The organism is Photorhabdus tasmaniensis (assembly GCF_011189505.1).
Lineage (GTDB): Bacteria > Pseudomonadota > Gammaproteobacteria > Enterobacterales > Enterobacteriaceae > Photorhabdus > Photorhabdus tasmaniensis.
In genome coordinates this window covers 45,483-66,497 of record NZ_PUJU01000010.1, presented here as the reverse complement: position 1 = coordinate 66,497, position 21,015 = coordinate 45,483, and the positions used below count along the sequence as shown (strand labels likewise).

At 43.8% G+C, this 21,015-nt stretch carries 20 protein-coding genes and 2 pseudogenes; 13 read left to right on the top strand and 9 right to left on the bottom strand.

All coding sequences use genetic code 11. From position 1 onward, the window contains the following. The first annotated feature begins 63 nt into the window (after window positions 1-63). The 9 genes from C5471_RS06555 to C5471_RS06515 all read left to right on the top strand — a co-directional run bounded on the left by C5471_RS06555 (window position 64) and on the right by C5471_RS06515 (window position 7,964). Window positions 64-477: a DNA polymerase III subunit psi gene (locus C5471_RS06555; RefSeq protein ID WP_133816284.1), complete on the top strand. Its 414-nt coding sequence runs from the start codon at window positions 64-66 to the stop codon at window positions 475-477. Next, a complete protein-coding gene (gene rimI / locus C5471_RS06550; RefSeq protein WP_133816283.1) occupies window positions 446-892 on the top strand; it encodes a ribosomal protein S18-alanine N-acetyltransferase in 447 nt (148 codons plus the stop codon). The genes C5471_RS06555 and rimI overlap by 32 nt, the downstream gene beginning before the upstream one ends. Window positions 893-1,048: 156 nt before the next feature. Next, window positions 1,049-2,638, top strand: a complete 1,590-nt coding sequence (gene prfC / locus C5471_RS06545) for a peptide chain release factor 3 (RefSeq protein WP_133816282.1) — start codon at window positions 1,049-1,051, stop codon at window positions 2,636-2,638. Between the two features lie 308 nt (window positions 2,639-2,946). Continuing rightward, window positions 2,947-3,324 carry a BON domain-containing protein gene (locus tag C5471_RS06540; RefSeq protein WP_133816281.1) on the top strand — a complete coding sequence of 126 codons (378 nt, stop codon included), beginning with the start codon at window positions 2,947-2,949 and terminating at the stop codon, window positions 3,322-3,324. 181 nt (window positions 3,325-3,505) lie between these two features. After that, the gene (locus tag C5471_RS06535; RefSeq protein ID WP_133816280.1) at window positions 3,506-4,570 is read left to right on the top strand and encodes a DUF6363 domain-containing protein; all 1,065 of its coding nucleotides are present in this window, start codon (window positions 3,506-3,508) and stop codon (window positions 4,568-4,570) included. A 4-nt stretch (window positions 4,571-4,574) separates the two neighbouring features. Beyond that, window positions 4,575-5,348, top strand: a complete 774-nt coding sequence (locus C5471_RS06530; RefSeq protein ID WP_133816279.1) for a TatD family hydrolase — start codon at window positions 4,575-4,577, stop codon at window positions 5,346-5,348. Between the two features lie 301 nt (window positions 5,349-5,649). Continuing rightward, window positions 5,650-6,918 carry a NupC/NupG family nucleoside CNT transporter gene (locus tag C5471_RS06525; protein ID WP_207627243.1) on the top strand — a complete coding sequence of 423 codons (1,269 nt, stop codon included), beginning with the start codon at window positions 5,650-5,652 and terminating at the stop codon, window positions 6,916-6,918. Between the two features lie 399 nt (window positions 6,919-7,317). Next, complete coding sequence (locus tag C5471_RS06520) at window positions 7,318-7,563, top strand: type II toxin-antitoxin system Phd/YefM family antitoxin (RefSeq protein ID WP_133816277.1); 246 nt, start codon at window positions 7,318-7,320, stop codon at window positions 7,561-7,563. Next, window positions 7,563-7,964 (top strand): type II toxin-antitoxin system VapC family toxin, encoded by a 402-nt coding sequence (locus tag C5471_RS06515; protein ID WP_133816276.1) that lies wholly within the window; start codon window positions 7,563-7,565, stop codon window positions 7,962-7,964. Before C5471_RS06520 ends, C5471_RS06515 begins: the two co-directional genes overlap by 1 nt. 501 nt (window positions 7,965-8,465) lie before the next feature. Here the strand turns inward: C5471_RS06515 and C5471_RS06510 are convergent. The 7 genes and pseudogenes from C5471_RS06510 to C5471_RS25260 form a co-directional block, all read right to left on the bottom strand. Beyond that, complete coding sequence (locus C5471_RS06510) at window positions 8,466-8,732, bottom strand: PAAR domain-containing protein (protein ID WP_242688601.1); 267 nt, start codon at window positions 8,730-8,732, stop codon at window positions 8,466-8,468. A 45-nt stretch (window positions 8,733-8,777) separates the two neighbouring features. Beyond that, the gene (locus C5471_RS06505; RefSeq protein WP_133816274.1) at window positions 8,778-9,500 is read right to left on the bottom strand and encodes an Imm52 family immunity protein; all 723 of its coding nucleotides are present in this window, start codon (window positions 9,498-9,500) and stop codon (window positions 8,778-8,780) included. Between the two features lie 12 nt (window positions 9,501-9,512). Beyond that, window positions 9,513-10,289, bottom strand: coding sequence for a restriction endonuclease fold toxin 5 domain-containing protein (locus C5471_RS06500; RefSeq protein WP_133816273.1), 777 nt, complete (start codon window positions 10,287-10,289; stop codon window positions 9,513-9,515). Between the two features lies 1 nt (window position 10,290). After that, window positions 10,291-10,632: a hypothetical protein gene (locus tag C5471_RS06495; RefSeq protein ID WP_133816272.1), complete on the bottom strand. Its 342-nt coding sequence runs from the start codon at window positions 10,630-10,632 to the stop codon at window positions 10,291-10,293. Continuing rightward, window positions 10,629-11,123, bottom strand: a complete 495-nt coding sequence (locus tag C5471_RS06490) for a DUF4123 domain-containing protein (protein ID WP_207627239.1) — start codon at window positions 11,121-11,123, stop codon at window positions 10,629-10,631. The genes C5471_RS06495 and C5471_RS06490 overlap by 4 nt, the downstream gene beginning before the upstream one ends. After that, window positions 11,123-12,118 (bottom strand): annotated as a pseudogene (gene tssI / locus C5471_RS24250) (type VI secretion system tip protein TssI/VgrG); the annotation flags it as partial. The gene C5471_RS06490 and the pseudogene tssI, both read right to left, overlap by 1 nt. A gap of 42 nt (window positions 12,119-12,160) precedes the next feature. Continuing rightward, window positions 12,161-12,370: pseudogene (locus C5471_RS25260) on the bottom strand (contractile injection system protein, VgrG/Pvc8 family); the annotation flags it as partial. A gap of 666 nt (window positions 12,371-13,036) precedes the next feature. On the opposite strand from C5471_RS25260, the gene deoC reads away from it, so the two are divergent. From deoC to deoD, 4 genes are all read left to right on the top strand, one after another. Continuing rightward, window positions 13,037-13,816, top strand: a complete 780-nt coding sequence (gene deoC / locus C5471_RS06480; protein WP_133816271.1) for a deoxyribose-phosphate aldolase — start codon at window positions 13,037-13,039, stop codon at window positions 13,814-13,816. A gap of 73 nt (window positions 13,817-13,889) precedes the next feature. Further along, window positions 13,890-15,212 (top strand): thymidine phosphorylase, encoded by a 1,323-nt coding sequence (gene deoA / locus C5471_RS06475; protein WP_133816270.1) that lies wholly within the window; start codon window positions 13,890-13,892, stop codon window positions 15,210-15,212. Window positions 15,213-15,282: 70 nt separating this feature from the next. Beyond that, complete coding sequence (gene deoB, locus C5471_RS06470) at window positions 15,283-16,506, top strand: phosphopentomutase (protein WP_133816269.1); 1,224 nt, start codon at window positions 15,283-15,285, stop codon at window positions 16,504-16,506. 76 nt (window positions 16,507-16,582) lie between these two features. Then, window positions 16,583-17,299: a purine-nucleoside phosphorylase gene (gene deoD, locus C5471_RS06465; protein WP_133816268.1), complete on the top strand. Its 717-nt coding sequence runs from the start codon at window positions 16,583-16,585 to the stop codon at window positions 17,297-17,299. 95 nt (window positions 17,300-17,394) lie between these two features. Here the strand turns inward: deoD and C5471_RS06460 are convergent, their stop codons facing one another. Together C5471_RS06460 and C5471_RS06455 are read right to left on the bottom strand one after the other, a co-directional pair. After that, window positions 17,395-18,549: a trans-sulfuration enzyme family protein gene (locus C5471_RS06460; protein WP_133816267.1), complete on the bottom strand. Its 1,155-nt coding sequence runs from the start codon at window positions 18,547-18,549 to the stop codon at window positions 17,395-17,397. Between the two features lie 21 nt (window positions 18,550-18,570). Next, window positions 18,571-19,938, bottom strand: coding sequence for a pyridoxal-phosphate dependent enzyme (locus C5471_RS06455; protein ID WP_133816266.1), 1,368 nt, complete (start codon window positions 19,936-19,938; stop codon window positions 18,571-18,573). Window positions 19,939-21,015: the final 1,077 nt, after the last annotated feature.

Genomic DNA, 21,015 nt, shown 5'->3' with positions numbered 1-21,015 from the left:
TTGGCGCAGGTAGTGGCCTCTGATAACATATTACTGATTATTTTTTACAGCAGGTGAATAAATATGGTAACCCGGCGCGACAGGTTATTAGCTCAATTGGGAATTACCCAATGGGGCTTGCGTAACCCAGCGGTTTTGCAAGGTGAGTTAGCCGTTCACTTACCCGATACCACCCGTCTGCTGATTATTACTAATGACCAAATTGATTTAACTAATTCATTATTAATAGATATTTTCACAGCTATGGGGCTGGATAAATCCTCTGTTTACTGGATTACATCGGATAATATTGCGATGTTACCGGAACAGGTTCAATGCCCATGTTGGCTGTTGGGGGTGGATATTACACTATCATGGCAGGGAATTTCTTTGAGAAGCCCTGCATTAAATGATTTATATTGTGACGGGAAGGCAAAACGTTCCCTTTGGCGGCAGATTTCGCAACATGAACAACATTTCTCTATTAACTCCCGCTGATCTCCCGTCCGCTTTTCTGGTTGAGAAAGCCAGTCATGCGTTTCCGTGGAGTGAAAAAACATTTTTCAGTAATCAGGGCAAACGGTATCTGAATTATAAAATAGTGATTAATGAACAGCTTATTGGTTTTGCTGTAACCCAATTGATATTAGATGAAGCCACCTTGTTTAATATTGCTGTTCATCCCGACTATCAAGGTCAAGGCTATGGTAAAGCGCTACTGGAGTATTTAATAACCATTTTGCCGGGGAAGGGAATTAATACTTTATGGCTTGAAGTAAGACAATCGAATTGCTCTGCTATCAGGTTGTATGAGCAGTCAGGCTTTAATCAAGTGACTGTCCGTAAGAATTACTATCCTACTGTGACAGGTAAAGAAGATGCCATCATCATGGCGTTGCCGTTATTTGCGTAATAAGTGCGATAAAATTGATTGATTGTTTATAGCACCAATTTCAGCGAAAATGAGCGCCAATTTTTCATTCACCCACGGGTTTGGCAGCTGTTTTCCTTGCGGGGAAGCGTCTAATGTTGAGTACAAGCCCGTTTACAAAGCAGAAGATTGTTATTGATGTCAAATTCCCCTTTTCAGCCGGAAGTCGCTAAACGGCGAACTTTTGCGATCATTTCTCACCCTGACGCAGGGAAAACAACTATTACTGAAAAAGTGTTGCTGTTCGGACAGGCGATTCAGAAAGCCGGTACGGTAAAAGGCCGTGGTTCAAATCAGCACGCTAAATCTGACTGGATGGAAATGGAAAAGCAACGCGGTATCTCCATTACCACGTCTGTGATGCAGTTTCCTTATAGCGATTGTTTGGTTAACCTGCTTGATACGCCGGGGCATGAAGACTTCTCCGAAGATACTTACCGTACATTGACGGCTGTTGACTGTTGTTTGATGGTCATTGATGCCGCTAAAGGGGTTGAAGATCGTACACGTAAACTGATGGAAGTGACCCGTCTGCGCGATACTCCAATTCTGACGTTCATGAACAAGCTTGATCGCGATATCCGTGATCCAATGGAACTGATGGATGAAGTGGAAAATGAGTTGAATATCGCTTGTTCTCCAATTACCTGGCCGATTGGCTGTGGTAAATATTTCAAAGGGGTTTATCACCTCTATCTTGATGAAACTTATCTGTATCAGACCGGAAAGGGTCATACTATTCAGGAAGTTCGCGCTATTAAGGGGCTGAATAACCCTGAGCTGGATGTGGCGATTGGTGAAGATCTGGCTGAACAATTGCGTCAGGAACTGGAACTGGTTCAGGGGGCTTCCCATGAATTTGATCATCAGGCATTTTTGCAAGGTGAACTGACACCGGTATTTTTCGGTACCGCGTTGGGTAACTTCGGTGTTAATCATATGCTGGATGGTTTGGTTAAATGGGCGCCTGCGCCGATGCCTCGTCAGACCGATGCGCGGGAAGTCTCCGCTCAGGAAGATAAATTCACCGGATTTATCTTTAAGATCCAAGCCAATATGGACCCTAAACACCGTGACCGCGTGGCTTTCATGCGTGTGGTGTCAGGTAAATATGAAAAAGGCATGAAGCTGCGTCAGGTAAGAACCAAGAAAGATGTGGTGATTTCTGATGCGTTGACATTTATGGCGGGTGATCGCTCTCATGTGGATCATGCCTACCCAGGAGATATTATCGGTCTGCATAACCACGGCACAATCCAGATTGGTGATACCTTTACTCAAGGGGAAGATCTGAAATTTACCGGTATTCCTAACTTTGCTCCGGAATTATTCCGTCGTATCCGCCTGCGCGATCCCCTGAAACAGAAACAGCTGCTGAAAGGATTGGTTCAACTCTCTGAGGAAGGCGCGGTACAGGTATTCCGTCCACTGGTAAATAACGATTTGATTGTGGGAGCGGTAGGTATTCTCCAGTTTGATGTGGTTGTTGCCCGTTTGAAAAGTGAATACAACGTTGAAGCCTTATATGAACCGGTAAACGTTTCAACGGCTCGTTGGGTTGAGTGCCATGACGCAAAAAAACTGGAAGAGTTTAAGCGTAAGAATGAACAAAACCTGGCGCTCGATGGGGGTGAAAATCTGACTTATATTGCACCCACTATGGTTAACCTGAATCTGACTCGTGAACGTTATCCTGACGTCAATTTCCGCAAGACACGGGAACATTAATATTTTATAAGGCTAACAATAGGTTAGCCTTTTTCTTTACAAAAATATATGTAACACAAGAATAATTTATAATTTTAGTCGGTAAGATTGGTCTTATTTTATAGCGCTTTGCTTAATTTTCCTGTTATTATTTCTTCGTCTTTCGCTGTATTGATGTTTTTATTTTCCAATTTAACTTAGTTATTGGAGGTAATAAGCTATTTTTAATTCTAATGCGGATTGTGGTTTTGTTTAGATGTCTTTATGCAAAGACAGTTTGCATGGCTTTATAGATTCAGAAATCTAACCGACAAAAAGGAAGGTATAAGATGAAGAATGTTAAATTGACTTACACATTGATGGCTGTTGTTTTGGGTACAGCCCTGGTCAGCAGTAGTGTGCTGGCGGAAGAGTCTTTTAAAAATAAAGCGACACAAGCACTTGACAGTGCTGGTCAGAAAATCGATGACTCCATGAAAAGCGTCGATGGTTACATGGATGATAGTGCTATCACAGCAAAAATCAAAAGTGAGTTGTTGGCGGAAAAAGGTATCAACAGCACCGGTATCGCGGTAAAAACAGAAAAAGGCGTTGTTTATATTTCTGGTTTTGTGAAAAGCGAGCAGCAATCCAGAAAAGTGTTGGATGTTATCTCTAAAGTGAAAGGGGTCAAATCTATTCAAAACGGTCTGACCATAAAAAAATAATATGTTTTTCTAATTTGGTGGTTGTTTTCCATTCAAATAATTTTGTTTTGTACTAATCGGATATGTGCCCTCACCAGGGGTTTTTATCAAAATATTGACTACGTAGCACCATAATATAATGACGGATAATAACTTCTCAAGTTATGCTCTCTATCCGTCATTTATTTTCTTGGGGGACTGTGTGGGGAAACGTATACCGATAACTTTGGGAAATATTGATCTATTATCCCATAAATATAAATCGCATATTAAATCTGGAAAGGTTGCACTTGTTTGTGAGGGTGGGGGACAGCGTGGCATTTTTACTGCGGGTGTACTGGATGAATTTATGCGTGTTGAATTTAACCCGTTTGATCTATTGCTTGGTACTTCTGCGGGTGCTCAGAACCTTTCGGCCTATATTTGCGGGCAGCGTGGATATGCCCGGCGGGCTATCAGCCGTTATACGACCAGACCTGATTTCTTTAACCCTCTGCGTTTTGTTCGTGGTGGTCATTTAGTTGATTTAGACTGGTTTTTGCAGACCGTTTTTCAGGAACTTCCATTGGATATCCCCGCCGCTTTACGCAAATTTGACGCCGGATGTGAATTTTATATGTGCGCGTGTCGTTCAGATAATTTTGAACCAACCTATTTTCATCCTGACGGGAAGAATTGGCTGGAAGTGATTAAGGCATCAAGTGCCATTCCTGGGCTTTATCGCAATGGTGTGACGATTGATGATGTCGTTTATTATGATGGTGGTATCAGTGACGCCATTCCTGTGGAAGAGGCGTATCGCCGTGGTGCTGATACGATAGTGGTGATCCGCACTGTTCCTTCGCAGCTCTATTACACGCCTGATTGGATGAAACGGATGGAACGCTGGTTGGGGGATAGCAGCCTGCAAAAGATGGTACGGATGTTACAGCAACATGCGAAAAGCTATTACCGCACACAGAAATTTATTGAGAATCCACCTGATAATGTACAGATTTTCGAAATCTATCCGCCTGCGCCATTAACGGCCAGTGCATTAGGCAGTCGTTTGTCGGCACTGAATAAGGATTATCATCTTGGGCGTCGTTGTGGTCGCTATTTCCTGGCGACGGTTGGTCAGGCATTTGTTGGTGATAAGTTTGGTATGGCGGAGCGTAAAAATTATCGTTTGAGCCGTCATGTTTTGCGCCGGAGTGAAGAAAATAGCGTTTTGGTTCAACCGCCAACTACGTTGGCAGAGTCGCCAGAACAGATGAATAACGGATAGTTTCATGTTTATTGATACCCACTGCCATTTTGATTTTCCCCCGTTTCGTGATGACGAACAGCGGAGTCTGCAACGGGCGGCACAGGATGGTGTGGATAAAATTATTATTCCTGCTGTTAGCGGGAAAAATTTGCAACGGGTATTTGAACTGGCTCGTGTTTATCCAGAGATTTATGCGGCGCTGGGTTTGCATCCTCTTTATATCGATGAACATCAGGAATCGCATCTTGCGGATCTGGAGCGATTACTGAAACAGAAAAGTGAAAAGCGGGTGGCTGTCGGAGAGATTGGCCTTGATCTCTATATGGCTGACCCTCAGTTTGAAAAACAGAAAGCATTACTGCTCGCTCAATTGCGGCTGGCAAAACAGTGTGAATTACCCGTCATACTTCATTCCAGAAAAAGCCATGATCAACTGGCTGCGATCCTGAGAAGAATCGACCTCCCTCGTACTGGCGTGATACATGGATTCGCCGGTAGTTTATCTCAGGCAGAGGCTTTTATCCGTTTGGGATACAACATTGGGGTAGGGGGAACCATTACGTATGAAAGAGCACAGAAAACCCGTCGCGCAGTTGCTGAACTTCCTTTAACTTCTCTTGTGCTGGAAACTGATGCACCGGATATGCCACTTTTTGGGTTTCAGGGACAACCTAACCGACCGGAAAGAATTGCCGGGGTTTTTGCTTCATTATGTGAGCTTCGCCGTGAATCTCCTGACGAAATCGCCGCTCAGCTTTATAGTAACAGTGTTGAGTTATTTGGGTTGAATAGTTGAGTGGTATATCATAAAACTTTAACTACGCTTACTTGATAATCATCCCTTAATTGTTTGTTATTTTGCCATCCCGATGGTTAGATTATCTTATTGCCGATTATTTCTGCAATTTTATGTGATTTACATCACATTTATCGCTTTTCCATTGCTTTTTTCGGTGGGTATTTGTGATGTAGATAGCTTGTTCATTCCGATGACTGAGTATAATCAGCGCCGAAACAGTGTCAGTGAACATTTACACTCTAACTGACATATTTAATTTATTATTAAGTGAACAGGGATTCTTCCAATGCAACTCTTTATGAGCCTGGTCGGGATGGTAGTGCTGATCTTGATCGCTGTACTTTTTTCCAGTAACTATCGTGCTATTAAACTTCGTACCGTCCTTGGTGCTTTTTTGATTCAGGTTGCTACCGGTGCTTTTGTACTTTATGTTCCCGCAGGCAAGAAAATATTAATGGGTATGTCTGAGGGAGTTTCCAGTGTTATCCAGTATGGTCAGAAAGGAATGGATTTTATTTTTGGTGGATTAGTTTCCCCCAAAATGTTTGAACTGTTTGGTGGTGGTGGTGGTTTTGTTTTCGCCTTGCGTGTACTGCCTATTATCGTTTTCTTCTCTTCACTGATTGCTGTTTTGTACTACATCGGTGTTATGCAGCTCGTTATCAAAATATTGGGTGGTGCTTTGCAAAAAGTTCTCGGCACTTCACGTACCGAATCTTTGTCCGCCACAGCGAATATTTTCGTGGGCCAAACTGAGGCACCACTGGTTGTTCGTCCTTATATAGCCACTATGACCCAATCTGAACTATTTGCCGTTATGTGTGGTGGACTGGCATCGGTTGCGGGTTCTGTACTGGCCGGTTATGCATCAATGGGCGTGTCGTTGGAATATCTGATTGCGGCTTCCTTTATGGCGGCTCCAGGTGGTCTGCTATTCGCTAAACTGATAGTACCTGAAACTGAAAGTACCCGTGATACAGCTGATGCCATGTCACTGGTAGCGGAAGAGGATCGCCCTGCTAACATCATTGATGCAGCCGCTTCTGGTGCTGCTGCTGGGATGCAATTAGCATTGAACGTAGGGGCAATGTTATTGGCATTTGTTGCCTTGATTGCGTTGGTAAACGGTATTCTTAGCGGTGTTGGCGGCTGGTGGAATTACCCACAACTTTCTCTTGAATTGGTACTGGGCTGGGTTTGTGCGCCTATTGCTTACCTGATTGGTGTTCCGTGGAATGAAGCAACAGTTGCCGGTTCCTTTATCGGTCAAAAGCTGGTTGTGAACGAATTCGTTGCCTTTATGAACTTCAAACCATATTTGCAATCGGATGATGTGGTTGCGGCTGCGGGTTTACAGGTTCTGTCAGGTCACACCAAAGCCATCATCTCCTTTGCACTGTGTGGCTTTGCTAACCTCTCTTCTGTCGCTATCCTGCTGGGTGGGTTGGGCGGTATGGCCCCAAGTCGTCGCGGGGATGTCGCTCGTCTGGGGATGAAAGCAGTAATAGCAGGTACATTATCCAACCTGATGAGTGCAACCATTGCGGGTTTCTTCTTGGCGCTGTAACTTTGTTGCAACATGCAGGTGGGATAATCCCGCCTGCAATCCATTTTCCTTCCGGTTTTATCTTCATCCGATCTCCTTGGGGAAACTGATCAGTCATATCACCCAGCAAGATAACGGCTTTTGACATTAGCGTTCTCCATCGTTTTACCATTGGCAAATAATATCGTTGCCATTAAATCTCAGTCATTAATGGTAGCAATCCCAGATCCACTAACTGAATTTCAATGTCATTGGATGTATCAATCACTCTGGGCTGGTAAAGCATCCAGCCGACACTGAGACGATCGGGGAAAACATTATATTGAGATAACCTACTACAAACTATAATTTGTCCTAACCAAGTTGACTAGACCAATGAAAGCAAATATATTGAAAGTGTCTATATCAAGAGGGGATGTCATGGAAAAAATCAACATCTACGATGCGAAAACTAACCTATCCAAAATTGTTCAGGAAGTTACTCGCACTGGAGAACCCGTGATAATCGCCAAGAATGGTCATGCACTGGTTAAAATCATCGCATACAGAGAAGAGAAGCCTAAGCGCAAACTGGGTTTCCTCAAAGGCAAAGGTCGTGTTCCCACCAATTTTGACGATATGAACAGAGCCGAAATTGTTGACATGTTCGAAGGAAAATACTCTTAATGGAATTGCTGTTAGATACCAATATCTTGCTGTTTATGGCATATGAACCGGAAAAACTGAAAACGGGTGTTGTTGCTCTTCTGGAAGATACCGACAAAACCCTTTGTTTTAGTGCCGCGTCAATATGGGAAGTGGTCATTAAAAGCAATTTGAATAAGCCTAATTTTTCCGTAGATCCCGAACAGTTCAGGGATGGACTGTTTGAAGCTGGATTGATTGAAATCCCCATTAAAAGCGATCATACGCTCGTTGTATGTGATTTACCGGAAAATTTACATAAAGATCCGTTTGACCGATTGATTGTCGCTCAGGCGAAACACAACAAGATCCCACTAATCACTAGTGATAGCAAGTTGATAGATTTTGTCAAAGATTACATTACTGTAATCCCTAACAGATAGCCAAAATGAGTATAGATCATTTGGCTATCGTAAATGAGGCGGCTAAAAACGGCAATCAGCGATGTAAATTGGCTGGTTAATTTTTGGCTATTTAAAATGACCGCTTGACGGCGTTTTTGGTTCTATTATTCCTCAAACCTCTATTCTCCCAGGGACGTTGCCAAAAACCTTGGTGTATCTATTTCAACACTGTACCATTGGTTGCCTGCGTCAAATGTTACCGATATTGGGCGCGATGATTCATCATGCCGGGTCGGAAATAGAACACCGTCTGGATTGGACCCTGAAATATCTCTCCAGAAATGCGTTGAAGTTGCCTCAAAGAAAATCCAATAAAGACAATAGTTGGAGGGTATTTTCGAGAGGCTTAATGTTTAAGGTTCAGTGTATGTTGGCATATTAACGTCTCCTATTCATTTTGTTTTGCCAAGATTAAGAAAATCTTTAAGCTATGGTTATGGATTTTGGTTAGAAATTTAAATGTCCCGAATGACATTCTCATTAACTGATAAGCGTAAATTCATGCTGGCTGGCAATTAATGTGGCCCCACAGGCTGTTTGCATTCCTTCAAGCGCAATGGGTTTGCCTTTATATTGCAGCGCGTTGCTCCCCTCTATGATAGGAAAAGCCCCTTTGCATTGGGGACATTCAACCCAATCTCCTTTACCTGCAATAGAAATACTGTTGTAAGTATATTGCTCAATAGCGGTAATCACTTTACCGCCATGATCAGTCATATCACCCAGCAAGATAACGGTTTTTGACATTAACGCTCCCCGTCGTTTTACCATTGGCAAATAATATCGTTACCATTAAATTTCAGTCATTAATGGTAGCAATCCCAGATCCACTAACTGAATTTCAATGTCATTGGATTTATCAATATCGTCCTGATTTTCACCGTTAAAAATACCCTTTTTGGTGATAATCAATGTGCCGATTTGCTCATCATGTTGATAAACGGGAAGGACGTCTTCCGCCATAGGAAGGTAGTATTTATCAATGACTCTCGGTTGATACAGCATCCAGCCAACACTGAGACGGTCGGGAAAAACCTGTTTATTCCGCAATGTGTATTCGTTTGTCTCTACTTGGATATAAGGTGAATAACGGGTCACAGCCAGATATTTAATTAAATCAATTAACCGACAAACATCAAGCTGATTACGGTCAATTCTCAGATTAAGCGCTAACCAAACCCAATTAGGGCAATCAATTGCCATCTTACGATAACTAATTCCGCTAGACACTTCATCCTTTTCACCGTCCCACATTCCTTCAATCAACAAAGGAAAATCTTTTTTATAGGACTTTTCAAAATCTTTTATTGCAACCTCAGTTGGTCCCGTCTCATCAAAGACTTTATATTTTAGGGCTTCTTTTCTGGAATAACCTTGCAAGAGCCATGTTTTTTCCTGATTAAAAACAGTATCGAGTTGTCGAGTGATATGGAATAAATCTGTTAACGCTGCATCAACGGTAATAGATTCACTATGCTCACAATAGACATTGATTTCTATACGAATTATTGTCATCTTAACCTCTTTTTAAATAATATCATTCAGCTCAGGACATGGCGTATAACAAACACTAATATTTTTATGTCTAAAAAATATCCTTTGAAAATAATGGTAACTGAGGGGTTGCAAAAAATGCCATTCCACATGAGGCGTGCCATTTAATAGATTACATACCCCTTGTTGCCGGGCACCTTGTTTTTCTCCGGAACGTTCACCCTTCCACCAGCTTTTAGGTTTACCTTCATTATCAAAAAACTGGTCATACCGCGCCTTAGCTTCCAGAAACAAACAACGTGTAGGTTGCCAACCATCAAATGTTACTTTTAGGCACTGAAACTCCTGAATCATCTGCGCCGCTGGGTCATAGCGGGTTTTGGCAATGAATCGCTGATAGTTAATGGTGATGGTGCTCCAGCGACTGACCTTGCGATACTTTTCACTGGTCACCGGAATAGCCAGACATGCTTCACACACTTTCTGCCTTTCTGTGCTTTCACAAGCTTCTGTTTTGGCGGCAGTTTTGGCTTGAACCGCAGAGGTATCAACCGGCCCCTCATCCAGGTCGTCATCTTCCCAAAAGTCCGCATGGGCTTCCTCGCTCCAGACAATATTTCGATCTTCATCCGTGATTTCAGGGCTTATCACAAAATCCGTTTTCTTATGCCGAATAATGCTGTCATCCTCTTCCACTGAACTCTTTTTACCCGCTTCCATCACCCCAACGGCAATTAATACCCCGGCACAGGCACTGATAGCATATTCAGCCGCGCCCACCACGACAGGGGCCAGTAAAGGTATTGGCATATTAATGTCTCCTATTCATTTTGTTTTTTGCAATACGAAGAAAGTCCTTAAATTGCTGCTCTGGCTTCTGACCGGGGGATTCGAGTGCCGATTTAATTGATGAGACATACTGAAAATCGGGATTAAAGGCCACCAGATATAAATAAGACTGGATCATATTTTGCTCTTGAAAGTTTAATTCCAATAAATAATCATAAGCCGCTCTCAGTCGGTGACTGAGAGACTCGTGTTCGGAAACCAAATCTGTATGTTCAGATAAAATTTGATTTCTTATTTTTTCAATAAATTCATCTTTTTCTAATTTATTGAATTTATCGATTTGTACCTGAGTAAATTCAATCATAACATTACTCCTGTTACTGAATAATAAGCGGTATCATGTTGATAAATCCATTGATTAATTCCATGCGTAAACGCCACTCGTTGTTCATCATCGAAAATGTCACGAATTCGATGTAAAACACGAGGATCATAAAAACGGAAAAGTGCGGTTTGTTTTGTCGGCAACTGAACATTTAAATAAGGCACCAGATGCCGGGTCAATTGATCTAATGATAAAGGTGTCAATATCCACGATACAGAAGGATAGGTATCTGCTAGCATGGATAATTTATCACGCCAATGATGTTCGTATTCCAGATCAAATAACCAAGGGCCTGCAAACGCAATTTTTGAATCAGGGTAGTGCCGAAATAACGGATTATTTACCCCAGCAATATATTTAATTTTCGCCTGAAAATAGCGCTCATATTGCAGGCCATTTACCAGCGCATAAAGCCGGGTTTCAGGGTGTTCTTTCTGATAGCTCATTAGCTTTTCATTTAATTCCAACATTATGATTGCTTCCTGATAATCGTTGTTGCCCCTTCCAGTTCTGCTTTCAGCAAACAACTGATGCACAGCCCCTTGCCCGGTATTTGTGCAGGAATATCGACACTCACCTGTTCCATCTCTTTTTGTAGCATATCGGGCAATTTCCCTCCCCAACCAGAGCCTATACCCGGTGCCCCACTACCAAAATTAATTCCTGCACTACTGCTGATACCGCCCGCATCGATTTTGATAAAATGCCCTGCCGCCTGGAGAGTTAATTCACCGCCTGCATCAATGACCAAGGTGGTTCCTGAACGCAGATGAATTTCATTTCCTCCCTGCATTAATACCGCATCATCGGCTTTGACATGCAATTTTTTCCCGGTCGAAACGGAGATATCATTATTAGCTAAAACACGATATTCATTATCAACACGTAAATGGACATCGTGTTTCACATGATGAAGCCGATTATTTGCAATATCGACTGTTTCATCATTTAAAATTTGAGTTTTCATATCTCTTTGAGCATGGATAAATACCTCTTCCTGGTCTTTTGCATCCTCAAAGCGCAATTCATTAAAACCTTTCCCTTTGTGAGTCCGGGTTTTAAAGGTAGTACGGGTTTTTTCGGCGGGTAAATTCAGCGGCGGCCGGTTTAAGCCGTTGTAGGTGCAGCCGGTGACAATTGGCCGATCAATATCGCCGTTCAGATAGGAGACAATCACTTCCTGACCGATGCGGGGAACCGCCATAAAACCGTAACCGCTGCCATTCCAACCCTATGCGAACCGTACCCAACAAGACGCGTTTTCATCGGCCTTATCATAACGATCCCAGTGAAAATGGATGCGGATACAACCGTCTTCATTGACATAAATCTCTTCCCCTGCCGGGCCCACCACGGTGGCGACTTCATCACCATCCGCCAGCGGTTTGTAGCGATATAGCGCTCGCCAATCCTTATAACCGGAAATAAAACTGAATTCGTTATGCAGATAAGCTCCTGATCCCCCACTCAGGTTCATCCGCCAGAGCGCAGGCCGGACGGTGAGATAATAAATTGTGCGGTGAGTATGAGAATCACCCAGTACCGCCTGGGCAATAATGCCGCTGACCTGACGTTGTTCAACGCCGTTGAAAATCACCTGGAACTTCACCGATTGTAATAGCAGTGATCCCAGATCAATATCCGCCCGTTTACTGACCAGAGTTAAAGAGAGGGTAAACAGTTCGGATAATTCTTCCTGTAAAGAGAATTCAGCCACCGCAAATGTTTTTTCTGGGAGATCGCCCGCAGTGAACGTAAAGAGCAGTCCACTTCGTTCTGAACCAAAATCATTAACCAAAAGCAACTATTACCTAATATTGAGTGATAAGACTGCAATATAACCCAAGTTAAATGATTAAAAAAGGATCTATTGTGTTATTTTTTAATCGAAAAACTCAATAAACAATTTGGATGCTGAATGAAAAAAGTACAGCTCGGCTGAATTAATAATGAAAAAACATGTTTCCATATCCAAAATTTTTGTCTGGGAGTGAGTTATATTTTTTATCGTGTATCATCTGCTGGTAAGAAGGCTCAATTTGCAGATAAATCAGAGGGCAAATCTGTTTTAATGTGATTTGTGTCACATATGAAATTGCTATCTTGCAAATTACATTGTGTTAGTGTGATGTTTAGCACGATTATTTGAACGTTTAAATGTTCAAATAATAATATGCCGATATTGTATGAATAAAGGCGAAGCTCGCATTAAGGACCATAAGCCGAAGAGAGCATAGTGCGGTGAGAAGGAGTTCAACCGTCGCCGTGGGCATACCACTGCTACGTCTTCAAGGAACCAAGTCCGCTCGCCAACAAACAATCGTTTAAGAAAATGTGGGGTTTCGGCGTGAAGCCGGCCGCGATAATAACGTTGGAGAGTTTTATGACCGATTTAACCGCAGCAGCGCAGCGTGCGCTGATTTTGATGGATTTAACGACACTAAATGATGATGATACCGATGAAAAAGTGACGGCGCTTTGTCATCAGGCGAAAAGCCCAGCGGGTAACACGGCGGCTATCTGTATCTACCCGCGTTTTATTCCTCTGGCGCGTAAAGTTCTGCGTGAACAGGGCACCCCTGAAATCCGTATTGCAACAGTGACAAACTTCCCACACGGTAATGACGATATTGAGATCGCTGTAGCTGAAACCCGTGCGGCGATTGCTTATGGTGCGGATGATGTTGATGTGGTTTTCCCATACCGCGCATTGATGGCCGGTAATGAAAAAATTGGTTTTGATATGGTTAAAGCCTGTAAAGAAGCCTGCGCGGAAGCGGGTGTTTTGCTAAAAGTCATTATCGAAACAGGTGAACTGAAAGAAGCATCGCTGATCCGTAAAGCGGCTGAAATTTCAATTAAAGCCGGTGCCGATTTTATCAAAACGTCCACCGGCAAAGTACCGGTTAACGCCACACTGGCAAGTGCTGAAATCATGATTAAGGTTATTCATGAGATGGGAGTGGGTGAAACCGTTGGCTTCAAACCGGCGGGTGGCGTGCGTACCGCGGAAGAAGCAGCACAATATCTGGCATTGGCTGATCGCATTATGGGTGATAAATGGGTTGATGCCCGCCATTTCCGTTTTGGTGCTTCCAGCTTGCTGGGGAGTTTGCTGAACACTCTGGGTCATCAGGGGCAAAAACAAAGCAGCAATTACTGATAATCATACACCGTACCCGTTGGTGCGTAATGGCTGAACCTTTCCCGATTTTAATCATGATAAGGAGAATGCTTTGTTTCTGGCACAGGAAATTATCCGTAAAAAACGTGATGGGCATCCACTGAGTGAAGAAGAGATCCGCTTTTTCATTAATGGGGTGCGTGACAATACCGTTTCTGAAGGGCAGATTGCTGCGCTGGCGATGGCTATCTATTTTCACGATATGGTGATGGGAGAGCGGGTGGCTCTGACTCTGGCAATGCGTGATTCCGGTACGGTGTTGAACTGGCAAAGCTTAAATCTGCATGGCCCGGTTGTGGATAAACATTCAACCGGCGGTGTCGGTGATGTCACATCCCTGATGCTTGGCCCAATGGTGGCGGCTTGTGGTGGTTATGTTCCGATGATCTCCGGCCGTGGTTTGGGTCATACCGGTGGTACGCTGGACAAACTGGAAGCGATCCCAGGATTTGATATTTTTCCTGATGACAAGCGCTTTCGTAACATTATTCAGGACGTTGGTGTCGCGATTATCGGCCAGACCAATTCGTTGGCGCCGGCAGACAAACGCTTCTATGCAACTCGGGATATTACCGCGACGGTGGATTCTATCCCCTTGATCACCGCGTCTATCCTCGGCAAAAAACTGGCTGAGGGTTTGGATGCATTGGTAATGGATGTCAAAGTTGGCTCTGGTGCGTTTATGCCGACTTATAAAGAATCGGAACAACTGGCGGAATCTATTGTTAGTGTCGCAAACGGCGCAGGTTGCAAAACGACTGCGCTGTTGACGGATATGAATCAGGTTCTGGCGTCCAGTGCGGGTAACGCGCTTGAAGTTCGTGAAGCCGTTCGCTTTCTAACGGGTGAATATCGCAATCCACGTTTACTCGAAGTTACAATGGCACTGTGTGTTGAAATGCTGGTATCCGGTAATCTGGCAACAGATCGTGAAGATGCCCGCAATAAACTCCAGTCTGTATTAAATAACGGTAAAGCAGCAGAAATCTTTGGTCGCATGGTTGCTGCACAAAAAGGCCCGGTTGATTTCGTTGAGCGTTATGACCGTTATTTGCCAACCGCTGTTTTCAGCCAACCGGTATTGGCTGAACAGCATGGATTTATCACAGATATGGATACCCGAGCTTTGGGAATGTCTGTGGTTTCCCTTGGTGGGGGACGCCGTAAGGCAACAGATCTTATCAATTACAGTGTGGGGCTGAGTCATATCGTTGCTCTGGGTTCAGAAGTGAATGCAGATACCCCTTTAGCTATTATTCATGCCAACAATGAAAACGAATGGCAGGAAGCGGCGGCGGCAGTACGTAAAGCTATCGTTCTGGGCATGGATGCTAAACCAGCCACACCAATGGTTTATCGCCAAATCAGCGAGTAATAACCATACTTATTATTAAATAACGGTGGCATTTCCGCATTGTTAGCGTGACTTGACGCAGGAGAAAATTATGAAACGTACATTCATCATGGTATTGGATTCTTTTGGCATTGGTGCCAGTGAAGATGCCGAAAAATTTGGTGATAAAGGATCTAACACCCTGGGACACATTGCAGAAGTCTGTGCCCGTGGTGATGCCGATGTTGGCCGTAAAGGAGTTCTGAACTTGCCGAACTTAAGCCGTTTAGGTTTGGGTAAAGCGGCTGAGGAGTCTTGTGGAACTTTCCCTGTAGGTTTGGATAAAGACGCAGACATTATCGGTGCTTACGCTTATGCCAGCGAACTCTCTTCCGGTAAAGACACACCGTCAGGTCACTGGGAAATTGCCGGTGTACCGGTTCTGTTTGACTGGGGTTACTTCAAAGATGAAGAAAACAGCTTCCCACAAGGATTGTTGGATAAACTGGTCGCGCGCGCAAACCTGCCGGGTTATCTGGGTAACTGCCACTCTTCCGGTACCGTCATTCTGGATAAACTGGGTGAAGAGCATATGAAAACCGGTAAACCGATTTTCTATACCTCGGCTGACTCGGTATTCCAGATTGCTTGCCACGAAGAGACTTTTGGTTTGGATCGCCTGTACGAACTGTGCGAAATCGCCCGTGAAGAGCTGACTGACGGTGATTATAATATCGGTCGCGTGATTGCCCGCCCATTTGTTGGTGAGAAAGCAGGTCATTTCGAGCGTACTGGTAATCGTCATGATCTGGCTGTAGAGCCACCGGCTCCAACTATACTGAAAAAATTGGTTGATGAGAAAAATGGCGAAGTTGTTTCTATCGGCAAGATCGCGGATATTTACGCAAACGTCGGTATTACGCAAAAAGTGAAAGCGACCGGTATTGACGCACTGTTTGACGCAACTCTGGTTGAGATGGAAAAAGCGGGTGATAACACCATCGTCTTCACTAACTTTGTCGATTTCGACTCTGCTTACGGTCATCGCCGTGACGTTCCGGGTTATGCCGCTGCATTGGAACTGTTTGATCGTCGTTTGCCTGAAATGCTGAAATTGGTGCGAGAGGATGACATCCTGATCCTGACAGCAGACCACGGTTGTGACCCAACATGGCCTGGTACTGACCATACTCGTGAACACATTCCGGTGCTGATTTATGGGCAAAAAGTGAAACCCGGATCACTGGGGCACCGTGAAACTTTTGCTGATATTGGACAGACAGTGGCTAAATATTTTGATCTGTCGCCAATGGAATACGGCAAATCTATGTTTTGAGTTTGATTGCTGGCTGCTTTCGGGCAGTCATATGCTGACTAAAATAATCATTAAATAAAAAACAAGGAACTTAATTATGGCCACTCCTCATATTAATGCCGAGATGGGTGATTTTGCAGATGTTGTTTTAATGCCGGGTGATCCATTACGTGCAAAATACATTGCTGAAACTTTTCTGGAAGATGTTCGGCAGGTAAATAATGTTCGCGGCATGTTGGGTTTCACCGGGACTTATAAAGGCCGCCCGATTTCTGTGATGGGACACGGTATGGGTATCCCATCCTGTTCTATCTATGCGAAAGAGCTGATCGCCGATTTTGGCGTTAAAGTCCTGATCCGTGTGGGTTCCTGTGGCTCGGTACGTCACGACATTAAATTGCGTGATGTGGTGATTGGCATGGGTGCCTGTACTGACTCCAAAGTTAACCGCATACGTTTTAAAGATCATGACTTTGCTGCGATTGCTGATTTCGATCTGGTCCGTAATGCAGTTGATGCCGCTAAAGCAAAAAACATTAAAGCGCATGTAGGCAACATCTTCTCTATTGAACTGTTCTATACACCCGATACACAAATGTACGATGTAATGGAAAAGTACGGTATTTTGGGTGTAGAAATGGAAGCAGCGGGTATCTACAGTGTTGCTGCTGAATATGGCGCAAAAGCACTGACTATCTGTACCGTTTCTGATCATATTCGTACAGGTGAACACGTTATTGCAGAAGAACGTCAGACAACGTTCAATGAAATGATTGAAATCGCGCTGGAATCTGTTCTGTTGGGTGATAAATAACTCCTGCTCTTTATTTTCGGTTGCATAATAAAGAACGGTTTTTAGCTAATGCCAGTCAATTAAGCGATTGACTGGCATTTCTCTTTTTCTCTCTTTTATTGAGCTGCTTTTTCTAATGCCTGAGCCAAATCTGCGATGAGATCCTCCGCATCCTCTATACCCACTGAAATCCGCACTAACTGTGGCGTAATCCCGGAAGCAAGACGCTTTTCTAACGGAATAGAAGCGTGAGTCATACTAAATGGTTGGCCTATCAGGCTTTCCACTCCGCCCAGACTTTCCGCCAGTGTAAATAATTTCAGCTCCTGAATCAGTCGACGGGCATAATCATCATCACCCTTTAAATGAACGGAAATCATACCGCCAAAGCCCTTCATCTGGCGCTTTGCGAGTTCATGTTGAGGATGGGAAGGGAGACCGGGATAAAAAACAGTTTCGATCTGCGGCTGTTGCGCCAGCCAGTGTGCGATCTTTTCCGCACTATTGATGTGACGCTGCATACGCAGAGCAAGCGTACGCATTCCGCGTAATACCAGGAAACTGCTAAATGGATCGAGCACGCCACCCACCGAGTTTTGCAGAAAACCGAGCTTTTCGGCCAGGTCTGCATCTTTTCCTACGACGGCCAGCCCTGCGATAACATCGGAATGACCATTAAGGTACTTGGTTGCTGAGTGCACCACGATATCAAATCCCAGATCAAGCGGGCGTTGAATATACGGGGAGGCGAAAGTGTTATCTGCCACGCTGATGATACCGTGTCGTTGTGCTATTTGCGCGATAGCAGCCAGATCGGCCAGTTTCAGCAGTGGATTAGTGGGTGTCTCCACCCAGATCATTTTTGTCTCGGGACGAATTGCGGCTTCAAGGCCAATAATGTCATGTGCCTCAACATAAGTGACACGCAAACCCGCGCTACGGCGACGTACTTTTTCTAGCAGCCGATAGGTACCACCATACAGATCATCTACTGCTACCAAATGGCTGTCTTTATCCAGCAGTTCCAGCACCGTGGAGCTAGCAGCCAGACCTGAACTGAACGCATACCCCCGCTTACCGTTTTCCAGTTCGGCGATAGCGTTTTCCAGCGCATCACGCGTCGGGTTGCCACTACGGGAATATTCATAACCAGTGTGCTGGCCGGGAGCTGACTGGGCATAAGTTGAAGTTGCATAAATCGCTGGCATTACCGCGCCGGTATGATCGGGTGTATAGCCGGCGTGAACAGTCTTGGTATCAAACTTGGTCATAGAATTATTCCTGCAAAAAGATCAATTAAGTTGCTGACGCCATGCGTTCAGCACATCTGTGCGAGTCACCAGCCCAAGGAAACCGCCATTATCGACGATCAGCGCCACATGCCCGGCATCGAAAGTTGCCATCAATTGTTGCAAAGAAGCGTTTTTATCCAGCGTTTTCACTTGATGAGTCATTGCGTGGCTAACGGGCAGGGTAAAATTGAGTGGATTAGCCTGCACTGTGTGCATCAAATCCCACTCATCAATAATGCCTGTCACTTGTTCATCTCTCAGCACTGGCAACTGAGAAATCTCATACAGGCGCATTCGGGTATGAGCGGTTTTCAATGTATCTTCCGGCGACACAAAAACCGTAGCGCCATCCTGATAACGGTAGGTGATATAGTCGCTCAGATCGTGCTGTAGCACACGTGATTGGAACCCTTGTTCCAGCATCCAGTAATCATTAAACATCTTTGACAGATACTTATTTCCGCTGTCACAGGCCAGTGTAACCACGCGTTTTGGTGTAGATTGCGATCGGCAGTAACGCAGTGCGGCCGCCAGTAAAGTGCCACTGGAAGAGCCGGCCAGTACACCTTCCTTTAGCAGTAGATCACGCGCACTGGAGAAAGCTTCTGCATCATTGACACGATATGCATGGTGCACCCGGCTGAAATCGCCGAGAGGAGGAACAAAATCTTCGCCAATACCTTCCACTTGCCAGCTCCCGGCCTCGCCATATTTACCGTGTTCGATATAGTCCACCAGGATAGAACCGTTCGGATCTGCCAGAACAAACTCGGTTTCCGGTGAAACTTGAGCAAAATAATTGCTCAGACCGCCCAGCGTACCGCCTGAACCGACACCGATCACCACTGCATCAACGTGGTGATCCATTTGCTGCCAGATTTCCGGGCCGGTGGTAGCGGTGTGAGCCGCTGAATTAGCCGGATTATTGAACTGATCGATGTAATAAGCGCCGGGAATCTCTTGAGCCAGACGCAGGGCATAATCCTGATAATATTCTGGATGGCCTTTGCTGACATCAGAACGAGTCAGACGCACATCGGTACCTAGTGCACGCAGGTGAAACACCTTCTCCCGGCTCATCTTATCTGGAACGACCAGAATCAGCTTATAACCTTTCAGGGAGGCAACCAGGGCTAACCCGATACCGGTATTGCCGGCAGTGGCTTCGACAATCGTCCCACCAGGTTGAAGCAGCCCCTGCTTTTCCGCTTGCTCGATCATTGAAAGTGCAACGCGGTCTTTAATCGAACCCCCGGGGTTTTGATTTTCCAACTTAATAAATAATTGACACGGGCCGGTATTCAGATGCGTTAACTCCAGCAACGGGGTATTGCCAATCATATCGAGAACAGAGCGTGATGTGGTCATATCATCTCCAGATAATCCGTTATATTCAGATAGTTATAAAGGATAACTCTGTAGATATGTTTCTTTGAAAGAATGAATAACAACCATATATAGCCAAATGGCATATGTTAATTTTATTTTGGATGTAAAGAGGTGTAGACGTTTAGAAGTGTGGATTTACCTAACTCAATAAATGCAACTTTTCATCAGGAGAGTTAATTGTATTTAATCGAAAAATCATTAACCATTAATCCAAAGTTGAAAAGAAATCGCACGTAAAATAACATCACCCGAATAAACGGATATTAAAGCGCTTTCTCGCCAGTTATTTAACAGCATCAGAAAAGATAAAAAGTGAATATGATCCGTGTTCGTTAAACATAAAACACGATATCCGATGATGATTAAACTTAACAAAAATCAGGTGTTAAAAGGGATAAAAACAACGGTTAAAACTTTATACCCATTAAATCCATCGAGTAAAAAAACGACTTCCGATAACAGGTTAACTGTCATAATCATTTAAAAACGCGAATACCAAAGCATTAAAACTTTTATATCAAAAGCGGATTTAATTTAATAAATGCAACTTTTAAAAATAACCATTGATGGCATTTAATCGAAAATCATTAACCATTAATCCAAAGTTGAAAAGAAATCGCACGTAAAATAACATCACCCGAATAAACGGATATTAAAGCGCTTTCTCGCCAGTTATTTAACAGCATCAGAAAAGATAAAAAGTGAATATGATCCGTGTTCGTTAAACATAAAACACGATATCCGATGATGATTAAACTTAACAAAAATCAGGTGTTAAAAGGGATAAAAACAACGGTTAAAACTTTATACCCATTAAATCCATCGAGTAAAAAAACGACTTCCGATAACAGGTTAACTGTCATAATCATTTAAAAACGCGAATACCAAAGCATTAAAACTTTTATATCAAAAGCGGATTTAATTTAATAAATGCAACCTTTAAAAATAACCATTAATGGCATTTAATCGAAAATCATTAACCATTAATCCAAAGTTGAAAAGAAATCGCACGTAAAATAACATCACCCGAATAAACGGATATTAAAGCGCTTTCCC